Origin of the sequence: Collimonas pratensis (assembly GCF_001584185.1) — a bacterium.
GTDB classification, from domain to species: domain Bacteria; phylum Pseudomonadota; class Gammaproteobacteria; order Burkholderiales; family Burkholderiaceae_D; genus Collimonas; species Collimonas pratensis.
In genome coordinates this window covers 5426004-5438795 of sequence record NZ_CP013234.1, presented here as the reverse complement: position 1 = coordinate 5438795, position 12792 = coordinate 5426004, and the positions used below count along the sequence as shown (strand labels likewise).

Annotated in this window: 9 protein-coding genes; 7 read left to right on the top strand and 2 right to left on the bottom strand. The window is 60.1% G+C overall.

Annotated features, from left to right (window positions below; genetic code table 11):
- Positions 1–25 precede the first annotated feature (25 nt).
- The 7 genes from CPter91_RS24230 to CPter91_RS24200 all read left to right on the top strand — a co-directional run bounded on the left by CPter91_RS24230 (position 26) and on the right by CPter91_RS24200 (position 9824).
- Positions 26–1816: a hypothetical protein gene (locus CPter91_RS24230; protein ID WP_150119802.1), complete on the top strand. Its 1791-nt coding sequence runs from the start codon at positions 26–28 to the stop codon at positions 1814–1816.
- A gap of 146 nt (positions 1817–1962) precedes the next feature.
- The gene (locus CPter91_RS24225; protein WP_061945233.1) at positions 1963–3114 is read left to right on the top strand and encodes an ABC transporter ATP-binding protein; all 1152 of its coding nucleotides are present in this window, start codon (positions 1963–1965) and stop codon (positions 3112–3114) included.
- 100 nt (positions 3115–3214) lie between these two features.
- Positions 3215–4453, top strand: a complete 1239-nt coding sequence (locus CPter91_RS24220; RefSeq protein ID WP_061945231.1) for an ABC transporter substrate-binding protein — start codon at positions 3215–3217, stop codon at positions 4451–4453.
- 187 nt (positions 4454–4640) lie between these two features.
- Positions 4641–5585, top strand: a complete 945-nt coding sequence (locus tag CPter91_RS24215) for a carbohydrate ABC transporter permease (RefSeq protein ID WP_417924830.1) — start codon at positions 4641–4643, stop codon at positions 5583–5585.
- A complete protein-coding gene (locus tag CPter91_RS24210) occupies positions 5586–6437 on the top strand; it encodes a carbohydrate ABC transporter permease (RefSeq protein WP_061945227.1) in 852 nt (283 codons plus the stop codon).
- A 15-nt stretch (positions 6438–6452) separates the two neighbouring features.
- Entirely contained in the window at positions 6453–8594 is a 2142-nt protein-coding gene (locus CPter91_RS24205) for an alpha-galactosidase (protein ID WP_061945225.1), read from the top strand.
- A 177-nt stretch (positions 8595–8771) separates the two neighbouring features.
- The gene (locus tag CPter91_RS24200) at positions 8772–9824 is read left to right on the top strand and encodes a porin (protein WP_061946600.1); all 1053 of its coding nucleotides are present in this window, start codon (positions 8772–8774) and stop codon (positions 9822–9824) included.
- Positions 9825–9992: 168 nt separating this feature from the next.
- On the opposite strand, the gene CPter91_RS24195 is transcribed toward CPter91_RS24200, so the two are convergent.
- Both CPter91_RS24195 and CPter91_RS24190 read right to left on the bottom strand, forming a co-directional pair.
- Complete coding sequence (locus CPter91_RS24195; RefSeq protein ID WP_061945223.1) at positions 9993–11231, bottom strand: Bcr/CflA family multidrug efflux MFS transporter; 1239 nt, start codon at positions 11229–11231, stop codon at positions 9993–9995.
- A 278-nt stretch (positions 11232–11509) separates the two neighbouring features.
- Entirely contained in the window at positions 11510–12748 is a 1239-nt protein-coding gene (locus CPter91_RS24190) for an ArgE/DapE family deacylase (protein ID WP_061945221.1), read from the bottom strand.
- Positions 12749–12792 lie beyond the last annotated feature (44 nt).

Here is a 12792-nt window from a genome sequence, read left to right as displayed (position 1 = left end):
TTCCCTCAAAAAAGGAGACGGAATAATGAACAAAGGCTTAAGGAAATTGAAGAAAAACCGCGCTGTGGAGACTTGCCACGGCGTCACCGGAGCGACGAATCTGCAGCTGCAAGGCCGTGCGAGATTCCAGAAGAAAAACCTGCTGATCGCGCTGGCGATCGGCGCCCTTGTATATGGCGGTAGTGCAGCTTCCCAGGAATTGACAGCAAGTTCGAGCAGTGTCGCAGCGGGGCTGGCAACCGGTTTCAATCAGGCAGTGGCAGAAGCACGTTCGCTGGATTTTACGAATGCCAATTATCCGCATTTTGTCGCGCTAGGATGGCCGAGCACGGACGCCAGGTGCAGCCAGTCGACCCTGCAACCGGGATACCTGGCCTCGATTCCCAATCGCTGCGCCTACTACTCAAGAGACTATGTGCACTACGCAACCGGCGCATATTTTCTCGGCATGTATGAGCAGAACTATCAAATGGCCGACCATTTCGCCACGCTCTATCATACCGATATCGTCAACGCGCCGTACTGGGCGATTGGCGCCAACGGCAAGCAGTACGAGCAAAACGACGAGTCGCCGGCGCCATTCGAGATCGGCGAAAATATCGCCAACATGTATCGCCTCACTGCCGACCAGCGTTATCTGGGCGCGGATTTCACGAACTACATCAACAACCTCAACAACGGCTTTTCAAATACCGAGAGCAATAAGTACATCAATGCCGATGGTTTCAGGATGGCGCGCCTGGACCACGGTGAAGCAGCAACCTACAATGAATTCGTCGGCAACGCCGGGGTGCCGTCAACCACGGCCATCGTTCTCGGCGGCGATATGGCCGCAAGCGAGATTGCCTACTATCGGAATGTATCGAACTACCCAGCGTTGAAGGCAGCCAGCGACGCCACGAACATGGCGGCCAAGTTCAATACGCTTTCATCGAACTTCAATTCGCACTGGAGCAACGTCAACGGCAGCGGCCATTTTGCAGTTGCGCTCACCGGTGTGACAAGCACGGCATATTCAAGCGCGAATTACAATACGCTGAGCTACTACGACCATTATGCGGAAGAGCCGAATCTGTTCCCCCTGTACAAAGGGATCATCACCGATGCAGGCAATCTGGCGGCGCAAGCCAATTACGTCGACAGCAACGCCGAGAGTCTTTATCAAGCCGCAGCCAGCCAGAATCCAAATTACGGCCTCAACTCGCCTGGCGTCGAATCGCACACTTACCTGCCTACCGCTTTTTACAACGCGGGCATGCTCGACACGGCTTGGAAATGGCTGACCAGGTTGGCTGCACGGCAGGTATTTGACAATGGCAACGCGTATCCCGAGGTCAGTTTCGCACTGATATCGGACACCATTACCAAAGTGCTCGGCGTCGATTTCGATGCACCCAACAACAAGCTCGTCACGCTTGCCAACAATCTTCCGTCTGCATTCAAGAACGGGGACTACCTCAAGGTCAGCAATATTCCGGTTCACACCGGCAATTACACCGTGCACGTGGGAGTCACCCAGGCGCTGGATGCCGTCACCGGCTGGCCGGCGATCACACTGGACTACGCCAAAGATCCGTCGGCGCAGCAAGACGGTACTGGACTGCATTGGCTGCCGCGCTTCAAATCGAATTACGGCACGCACTGCAATGTGCTGACTACCTACGCAAATAATTCAACGCAAGCCAGCACCTTCAATCTTGTCTGGGACGGCAACAGCCGGACTTACACCTGCAATGGCGATAACGGCGGAATCTATCTATATCCCAACGATCCCAACTACACCGTGGCCAGAATGACGGTAACTGCCGCCCGCTGACTGCAAGCGCACCGACTGAGAAATCCAGTAAGGCCTTTAAAGGCCGGCGCCGTGGCGAATGCTGCCACGGCGCTGTCTTTGATCGGATATCAATAATTACATGCGCATGACGCGCGGTGCATCTGGCAGTACATGAGGAGACAAGCATGGCAAGCATCACCTTGAAGGGCGTATCCAAAGCCTATGGCAAGCATGAACCGGTGATTCGCAATGTGGACCTGCACATTGCGCAAGGAGAGTTTTGTGTCTTTGTCGGCGCTTCCGGCTGCGGAAAATCCACGCTGCTGCGGATGATCGCAGGGCTTGAAGATATCGGCAGCGGCGAGCTGCTGATCGGCGACCGATTGATGAACGACGTGCCGGCAGCACGGCGCGGCGTGGCGATGGTATTCCAGAGTTACGCGTTGTTCCCGCACATGACGGTGTACGAAAACATGGCGTTCGGCCTGACCCTGGCCAAGGTCGACAAGGCAGTAGTAAGGGAAAAGGTTGTCGGCGCCGCCCGCATCCTGCAACTGGAGCGCCTGCTGGCGCGCCTTCCCAAGGCGCTGTCAGGCGGCCAGCGCCAGCGGGTGGCGATCGGCCGCGCTATCGTGCGTGAACCGGGGGTGTTTCTGTTTGACGAACCACTGTCCAACCTGGATGCCGTGCTGCGCGTGCAGACGCGTTATGAGATCGCCAAGATCCACCGCGAAATCGGCAATGCGTCTACCGTCTATGTCACCCACGACCAGGTCGAGGCAATGACCCTGGCTGACCGCATCGTGTTGCTGAACTCGGGCAGCGCGCTGGCGCGCTCCGGCAGCATCGCGCAATGCGGCGCGCCGCTGGAGCTGTACCACCGGCCCAAGAATCTGTTTGTCGCCGGCTTTATCGGCTCGCCCAAGATGAACTTCATTCCCGCACGCCTGGTCGCCGCCGGCGAAAGGCTGGCGCGGGTGCAGCTCGCCGGCGGCGAACTGCTGGAGGCGCAGGTCGATGCCCGGCGTTTGCTGCCTGGCGCGCCGTTGACCCTTGGCATCCGCCCGGAAGATGCCAGCGCCGGCAACGCTACGCAGCATCTGGTGCGCGAGGTGCAATGGCAGGAACGGCTGGGAGATGCGACTTATCTGTACCTGCGCAGCGGCGACGAGCAAGCGCCCTGGATCGTCAAGGTACCCGGCAATACCCATGCCGTCGCCGGCCAGCGAGTGCCGTTATCGCTGCCGCGCGCGGCCATGCACCTGTTCGATGAGCAAGGCGAAGCGTTGCCGCGCTGCGTCGAGGCCACCGACATACTGGTTCCACTGGCTGCATAGCAGGACGCCGCCGCTCTGGCGGATGAAGGGGAAAGGGGAGACTTTCCAAAAAACTGCGTCGAAAAGACGCGACGATTCAAAAAATAAAAAGGAGACTGTAATGAAAGCACGTTCAACATTGCTGGTGAAATTATTGCCGCTGCTGTTTTCGGCAATGGCCTTGTCCGCCAGCGCCGGCACGCTGGTCATCAATTCCGACGCCTCCGATCCTGCCGCCAAGGCCGCGCTGGACGCCATCATAAAAGGCTTCAAGGCGGAAAACACCGATGTCGAGGTGAAACTCAATACCTTCGACCATGAAGGCTACAAAACCTCGATCCGCAATTTCCTCACTGCCAATCCGCCGGACGTGGTCAACTGGTATCCAGGGCACCGCATGGCGCCATTCGTCGATGCCGGCTTGTTCGAAGATGTGTCCGATCTGTGGACCAAGAACGGCCTGGATGAAGCGCTCAAGCCGGCTGCCGCCGCGATGACCATCAACGGCAAGAAATGGGGCATCCCCTATCTGTACTATCAATGGGGCATCTACTATCGCAAGGATATTTTTGCGAAGCTGAACATCACGCCGCCGAAGACCTGGAAGGAGCTGCTCGACGCCAGCGCCAAGCTCAAGCAGAACGGCGTCACGCCATTTGCCATCGGCACCAAGCAGACCTGGACCACGGCGGCCTGGTTCGACTATCTCGACTTGCGCACCAACGGCTACCAGTTCCATATGGATCTGACCAACGGCAAGGTGCCCTATACCGACAAGCGTGTGAGCGCTGTGTTTGACCGCTGGGACGAACTGGTCAAGCCGGGTTATTTTTTGCCGAACCACGCTTCGTATACCTGGGAAGAGGCGGTGCCGGCCATGGTCAAAGGCGAGGCCGCCATGTACCTCATGGGTAACTTCGCAGTGGCGCCGATGAAGGCTGCCGGTTTGACCGAAAGCAGCCTGGGCTTCATGCAATTCCCGGCGATCACGCCAGGCCTGGCGATGGCGGAAGAGGCGCCGATCGAATCCGTGCATATTCCGGCGCAGGCAAAGAACAAGGCAGATGCGCGGCGTCTGCTGGCGTACATGGCGCGTCCCGATGTACAGACCAAGGTGAGCCAGATACTGGAAGAGCTGCCAGTCAATGTCAAGGCCAGCGAACCTACCGATCCTTATCTGAAAGCCGGCTTCGACTTGCTGAAAAATACCAGCGATCTTTCGCAATACTACGATCGCGATGCCCCGGCGGAAATGGCCAAGGCGGGCATGGACGGATTCCAGCACTACATGTTGAAACCGGAATCCCGCCAGCAGGTGCTGGAGCGCCTCGAGCAGATACGCCGCAACGTCTATAAATAGGAGCCGCGGCCAGAGAAGCAGAGCTGCGGCGTCCACCGTCGCAGCCGATTCAAATCCAGCCATTGTGCGATAGCGTACGCGCCGCTGCGGCTTGTTCCCAGGCTGCGGGATAGCGACTGACAGCTCGCTATCCTTAGCGCGGCATTGGCCAGGCATTTTTCTTGAACAGGTTCTTAGGAAATATTTCATGTTGACAGCAACTCAGAGAAGCATGGCCGGGACGGACGCTGCGCCGGGATCCGGCATCTCTTTCTGGCAGCGGCACCAAAGGGCAATCGCGCCATGGCTGTTCCTGGCGCCGGCGCTGATCTTGTTTACCGTGTACGTCATTGCACCGATTTTCCAGACCATTTCGCTCAGCCTGTATGCCTGGGATGGGCTGAGCCCAGCCCGCTATATCGGTTTGCATAACTACGCCGAGCTCTATCACGATCCGGATTTCTGGCTTTCGTTGAAAAACAATCTGATCTGGCTATTCGGTTTCATGCTGGCGATTCCTGCCGGCCTCGCGATGGCGCTGTTTCTGAATCAGGCAGTGTTCGGAATCCGCCTGATCAAAGCACTGTTTTTCTTTCCGTTTGTAATTTCCCAGGTGGTGATCGGGCTGGTGTTCAGCTGGTTCTACGATCCCGGCAACGGCTTGCTGTTCCACGTCCTGCATTTTTTCGGCATCTCGCCGGTAGCAGTACTGTCCGACGAAAGATTCGTCACCTACGGCATCGTGGCCGCCGGCCTGTATCCACAGATAGCCTACTGCATGATCCTCTATCTGACGGGCCTCAACAACCTGCGTTCCGACTTGATCGAGGCGGCGCGGCTGGAGGGCGCCAGCGGCTGGCAGATGCTGGTCAAGGTGGTGCTGCCGCAATTGCGCGCGGCGACTTTCATTGCGGTAGTAGTCACGATCGTCGGCGCCTTGCGCAGCTTCGACATGGTTTCCATCATGACGCAGGGCGGCCCGTATGGATCGTCTCGTGTCCTGGCCTATTACATGTATGAGGAAGCGTTAAGCGAATACGGTTACCGCATGGGTTACGGCGCGGCGATCGCTACGGTCTTGTTCCTGATCATGCTGGTCTACATCAGCATGGTGCTGTTCCGCATATACAAGCAGGAAAAGGAGCATGGCTGAATGTTTCCGACATCAATCGACCGAAGCGGCTTGCCGCTGCAGTGGCTGTATCGCGTGTGTGTGCTGCTGGCGCTGTCGATCTGGCTGCTGCCCCTGGTTGCCGTTGCGCTGACGTCAGTGCGTGGCGCGGCAGATATCAACGCTGGAAATTATTGGGGCTGGCCGGCGCAATGGCAGATCGCTGAGAACTATCGGGCGGTATTCAGCAACACGCCGCTGACCCGTTATATCGTGAACAGCCTCCTGATCACCGTGCCGGTTGTCATCGGCGCGGTGGCGCTGAGCTGTCTTTCCGGATTCGCTCTTGGAATCTACCGTTTTCGTCTGAACCTGCTGGTGTTTTTCCTGTTCGTCGGCGGCAACTTCGTGCCATTCCAGATCCTGATGGTGCCGGTGCGCGACCTCAGCCTGCGGCTCGGCCTGTATGACTCGATACTTGGCCTGGTGCTGTTCCATACCGCTTTCCAGGCTGGATTTTGCACCTTCTTCATGCGCAATTTCATTAGGGATTTGCCTTTTGAACTGATCGACGCAGCGCGCATTGAAGGCGCTTCCGAATTCGAGGTTTTCTGGAAAATCGTGCTGCCGCTGGTCAGGCCGGCGATTGCCGCCGTCTCGGTACTGATTTTTACTTTCGTCTGGAACGATTATTTCTGGGCGACGGTATTGATACAGGGCGACCACGCCATGCCGGTGACGGCGGGGCTGAAGTCCCTCAATGGCCAGTGGGTGGCGCAGTGGAACCTGGTTTCGGCAGGTTCGATCATTGCAGCGCTGCCGCCGGTATTGGTCTTTTTTCTCATGCAAAAGCACTTCATCGCCGGCTTGACGATGGGTGCAACCAAAGGATAGGCGAAGGTAGCAAGAATGACTGAATCAAAATTGATGCACCTGAGCGGCCGCGACTTGAGCATGGTGCTCGAACAGGTCGCCGGTGCGCCCCCTGCCTGGCGCCATTTCGGCGCTAAGTGCCATGTCGCTGGCGACACCTGGCCGGCGGCGAGCGCGCGGCCGCATCCGCCGACGCTGCTGGATAACGATCCGGCGCTGAGCGTGCTGCCAACCCATGGTTTTGGCTGGTTCAATCAGCCGGCATTGGCGGGGAGCCGGCCTTGCAGCATCGGCGATCTCGACTGGGCGCAGAGTTTTGTCCTCGACCAGGTGGAACTAAGACAGCATTCTTTACAACTTGGCTTGAGCGACCGCACCGCCGGGCTGGGTCTGGTCGTCAGTTACACGGTGGATCCCGATAGCGATGTCGTCAGCATCTGGAGCGAACTGGAAAATCGCGGCGCCACGCCGTTTCGGCTTGACTGGCTGGCTGCCGCCTGCGTGCCGCTGCCGCCCGAGGCAGACCAGGTGCTGGGCTTTGCCGGGCGCTGGACCCTGGAGTTCCAGGAAATGCGCGAGACCTTAGGAATTGCCACCTGGCGCCGCGACAGCCGGCGGGGACGTACTTCCCACGATGCCTTCCCGGGCGTGATTGTCGGCAACGGCCTGGCCGACGATACCGGTTGTACGTTCGGTGCGCATCTGGGCTGGAGCGGCAACCACACCGTGCTTATCGAACCGTTGAACGATGGCCGCCGCCAGCTGCAGATAGGCGAATGGCTGGCCGCGGGAGAGGTAATGCTCGCTCCTGGCGAGCGCTATCGCACGCCGACCGCCTATCTTTCTTTCAGCGCACTGGGATTGAATGGCCTGAGCGCCAACTTTCATCGCTTCGTGCGGCAACGCCTGCTGAGCTGGCCGGGGCAGCAGATGGCTCCCAGGCCGGTGCATCTGAACACCTGGGAAGCCGTATATTGCGATCACGACCTGGATGGCTTGAAGGCGCTGGCCAGTGCCGGAGCGGAAGTCGGGGTCGAACGTTTCGTCCTGGATGACGGCTGGTTTCAGCATCGCGATAACGATAGGGCCGGACTGGGCGACTGGTGGCCGGATGCACGCAAATATCCGCAAGGATTGAAGCCGCTCATCGATCATGTGCGCAAGCTGGGCATGCAGTTCGGCTTGTGGGTTGAACCGGAAATGATCAATCCCGACAGCGACCTGTTCCGCGCCCATCCTGATTGGGTGCTGCAGCTGGAGGGCCGCGCGATGGTGACCGGCCGCAACCAGCTGGTACTTGACTTCGCCAATGCGCAAGTGACGGAATACATTTTCGGCAAGCTGAGCGGCCTGCTGCGGGCCTATCCGGTCGCCTATCTGAAATGGGACATGAATCGTGATCTGGCTGCCGCCGGACACCATGGTCGCGCCGCCTACCGCCGCCAGGTGGAAGCGCTTTACCGCTTGCTGGACAAGCTGCGCAGCGCCCATCCGGCGGTTGAAATTGAAAGCTGCGCCTCCGGCGGCGGACGCGCCGATTACGGCATGCTGGCGCACACGCACAGGGTCTGGACCAGCGACTGCAATGACGCGCTGACGCGCATCGACATCCAGCGCGGCTTCCTGCGTTTCTTCCCGCCCGAGGTGATGGGAGCGCACATAGGACCAGCGGCTTCCCACACCACGGGCCGGCGGCATGACCTGGCGTTTCGCGCAGCGGTCGCCATGTTTGGCCATCTCGGACTGGAACTGGATGTGAGGACGCTGGATGCGGCTGAAAAAGCCGAGCTTTGCCACTGGATTTCTCTGTACAAGGAATGGCGCGGCCTGGCGCATAGCGGCAACTTGCGGCAAGGCGGCGCAGACGGCGCCTTGTCGTGGCTGCATGTTACCGCTATCGATCAGAGTGCAGCCCTGTGCGCCGTTTATCGGCGCCGCGAAGACGTGACGCGCTACCTGGCGCCGCTGCGTCTCGCCGGCCTCGATCCCTCCCGCAACTACCGGCTACGCGCATTTTCCATGCCGCATGCGCCGCATTACACACGCCAGACCGAACTCTTGCAGGCGCTGGTGGATGGCGAGCTGACCTTGTCCGGCGCTACATTGCGTGATTTCGGATTGCCGCTGCCGCCGCTGCCGCCGGAGTCGGCGCTAGTCATCGGCATCAGCGCGATGTAAGCCGGCCAAATAACAGAGTGTGATCTGGGCGGCTGTGGTGGCCCGGATCGACGCTAGACAGACTTCGGAAGAAGGCGTGATTTTATCTCCTAGAAAAACGGGAGAGGGGCGAGGTCGCGCAAAATTAAACCAAAAAGGGGACTTAACGTGAAACAGAAGAAAATCAAATTGCAAACCATGCGGGTGGCCGCAAGCACTGTGCTGATCGCAGTTGCCTGCAGCCAGGCACAGGCACAGACCAGCGTCACCATCTACGGCCGGGTCGACGCCGGCGTCGATTATCAAAGCAGCGTCGCCCTGAAAGACGCCAACGGCAACCTGACCGGACAGACCGGCAGCAAGCTGGCGGCGTCCGGCAACCAGTGGGGCACCAGCATGATCGGCTTCAAGGGTACGGAAGACCTGGGCGGCGGGCTGAGCGCCTTCTTCCTGCTGGAATCCGGCTTCGACGCCACCAAGGGCACCACCAACGGCAGCGCCTTGTTCAACCGCCGTTCGTATGTCGGCCTGAACGGCGGCGCCGGATCGATCAAGTTCGGCAAGAACCTGTTCATCGTCAATGACGTCTGGTATCTCGATCCGACCGGCCAGCAGTTCATGGGCACCGCCAGCCTGGTCAATGGCCGCAACTGGCCGGGCGCCAACAAAGTCATCGAATACCAGACGCCGACCTGGAGCGGCTTCAACGCCACTGCCCAGACCAGCCTCGGCGAGCAGGCCGGCTCCAGCAAGAATGGCCGCAGCGACGGCATTTCCCTGGTGTACACGATAGGCGGTCTTGAGCTGCGCGGGATTTACGATGTGATCCGTGACAGCAGCGGGCGCTATAGCAATCTCTACACGGCCTCCAAGGATCTGATCGTGGGCGGTACCTATACGATAGATCAGCTGAAGCTGTTTGCCGGCTACGAAAATATCTCGGCGCCGGACAGCGCTGCCGGGGCTGCACCCGACAAGCTGAACCACTACTGGATCGGCGCCAATTATGCGCTGACGCCGGCCTTGACCCTGATCGGCGGCGCCTACCACGTCAAGCTCAATCATGACGCCGGCAGCGCCAGCCTGTTCGTGGCCGGCGCCAACTACAACCTGTCGAAACGGACCTTGCTGTACGTGGCAGCTGGCACGGTGCGCAACAAGGGCAATGCCGACTTTGGCACCGAGTTCGACAATCCGCTGCCCGGCCATGCGCAAAACGGCGGCTATGCCGGCGTCAGCCATTCGTTCTAGGATTTTGCCTGGCTAACGCGGCCACGCATTCTGACCTTGCCGCATCTCCGCGGTTTGAGGCAAGGGTCACAGCTGTGACCCTTGCCTCTTTTTTCCGTGGGCAGACCGGAAGCCGGGTCCGGTATTTAAGCCTATGAATATCGTTGCAATGCCATGCAGCGCCGGCGCTCAGGTTTGGGGCGCCTTTTGCAGCAGGCGCTGGTGTTCCGGCCGCGCTACGAAGCGATGCAGCAGCAAGCCGCCGACGCCGCAGATCGCCATCACCACCATCAGCGGCAATGCGGTGCCGTCGTGCCACAAGCTCATGCTGATGCCGGAAGTGATGCCGAGCGCGAACTGCAAGGTGCCCATCAGCGCCGACGCCACGCCGGCCTGTTTGCCCTGCTGTGACAAGGCGATCGCCGAGGCATTCGGGCTGATGAAACCGTAGCTGGCGAGGAAGCCGAAGAAGCCGACCAGCAGCACCGGCAGGCTGTTGACGCCGCAAGCCACCAGCAGCGCCACGCTCAGGCTCAGCATTGCGGGTATCCACAGGGCACGGCCGAGGATGGTGTCGAGCGAATACTTGCCGACCAGGCGGGCGTTGATTTGCGAGGCGGCTATCAGGCCGAAGGCATTGGTGCCGAAGACGAAACCGAAATGCTCTGGTTTGATGCCGTGCAGTTCGATCAGGACGAAGGACGAGCCGGTGATGTAGGCAAACATGCCGCCCTGGATCAGGCCGCCGACCAGGCTATAGGCGACGAACTGGCGGTCCAGCAGCAGCCGGCCGTATTGCTTCAGGGTGCGTCCCAGGTGCAGCGGTTCGGCTTTGTGGCGGTCCAGCGTTTCCTGCATGGTGTAGTGGATCGCCAGCAGGCAGAACAGGCCGAAGCCGGCCAGGCCGCCGAAGATCACGCGCCAGCCCCACAGCTTGAGCACGGCGCCGCCGATCAGCGGCGCCAGGATAGGCGCCAGGCCCATCACCAGCATCATCAGCGAGAAAGCCTTGGCGGCGCCGGTGGTGCCGAGGCGGTCGCGGATCACGGCGCGGCCGATCACCATGCCGGCGCAGCCGCCCAGTCCTTGCAGGAAACGGAACAGTATCAGCGCCGTGACGTCCTGCGACACCATGCAGGCCAGCGAACCCAGCAGGTACAGCGTCATGCCGACATACAGCGGGGGCTTGCGGCCGAAGCGGTCGCTCAACGGGCCATAGAACATCTGGCCGACCGCCAACCCGACCAGGAAGGCGGCCAGAGTCAGTTGCACCAGGTTGCTGCCGACGCCGAACTGTTGCGCGATGGTGGGGAAGCTCGGCAGGTACATGTCGATCGACAGCGAGCCGATGGCAGTCAGGGCGCCCAGTAAAAGAAGCCAGCCGGGGAGCAGTTTCTCCGGGGCTGAAGTTGCAGATGTGTTTGTCATGGAATGCTTAGGGTTGCGCCAGTTGCCGGCGCCGGGTTAAATATTTGAAGCGGATGGAATGCGCTGGCAGGAACTGCCGGAAGACTGCACAAAGTCACTATCTTGTGCGCTCAAGCGGATACTTATGTTACAGGAACTTCGGGATTCCTGCCGGCGACGCCGTAGCGTGGGAACATCGTGCCCGCGCGCAAATTTGCTCTATGCGCATGCATTTGCGTGCCGCGCGGCCATGTACTCCGGCCATCGCGGTCACGCGTGGGCACAAAGGCGTGCCCACCCTACGCTGCCAGGAAATCCAGCAGTGTCATGGCGATCACCTTGGTGGCCTTGCGCAAGTCGTCCAGCGCCAGGTTTTCGTCGACTTGCTTGGCGTTGGACTCCATCAGGGTACGCGGGCCGGCGCCGTACAGCACGACCGGTATGCCGTGTTCGCCATACAGCCGGGCATCGGTGTAGAGCGCCGAACCATTGGCCGGGATCGCTTCGCCCAGCACCGCCAGCGCATTCGCCTGCACGCTGGCCAGCAGTTTTTCGTGGCCGGGCAAAGGACGCAGCGCACGCGCCAGCAGCAGGCGCTTGATCTCGACGCGGATGCCGGGCAGGCCGTCGACCGCTGCCGCGATCATGGCCCGCACCTCGGCTTCGACTGCAACCGGATCTTCTTCCGGAATCATGCGGCGGTCCATCTTCAGCACCACTTTGCCCGGCACCACATTGGTGTTGGTGCCGCCGTCGATGCGGCCGACGATCATGGTCGGATGGGTGATGCCGGGAATCGCCGAACTGATTTTTTTCAGTTCGGGCAGCTTGGCGTAGATCGCTTGCAGCACCTTGGTGGCGGCTTGCAAGGCGTCATGGCCTGTTTCCGGCATCGAGCCATGGGTGGCCTTGCCATACACCGTGACTTCAAACTGCAGGCAGGCGTTATGGGCAGTGACGACGTTGTAGCTGAAACCGGGACCGATCACCAGGTCCGGCTTGCTCAGGCCATTCTCCAGCAGCCAGGCCGGGCCCAGCAGTCCTCCGAATTCTTCATCGTAGGTGAAGTGCAGTTCCAGCGCGCCCTTGAGCGGTACGCCCAGCGCTTCCAGCGCCCGCACCGCAAAAATATAGGTGGCGAAATCGCCCTTGGAGACGGTGGTGGCGCGGCCGTAGATGCGGCCGTTCTCGATCTCGCCGCCATACGGCTGCTTGCTCCAGCCTTCGCCCGGCGGCACCACGTCGCCGTGGGCGTTCAGCGCCAGCGTCGGACCGTCGCCTGCATATTTACGGCGCACGATCAGGTTGGTGATGCTCTCCATGCCGTAATCCTTGACCGTGGCGGCCGGCACCGGATGCTTCTCGGCTTGCCAACCCCAGGCCGTGATCAATTCGGCCACCGCATCGGCGTGCGGCGCGTTATTGCCGGGCGGCGTGTCGGTGGGAATGCGGACGATCTTTTGCAGGAACCCGACTTCTTCGTCAAAGTGGCTGTCGATCCAGCTGGCGAGCTGTGCGGATAACGCTGTTTTAGTCATGGCGGCGGAGGGAAGAGTTGCAGAAGTACTTGATTCTACGACGT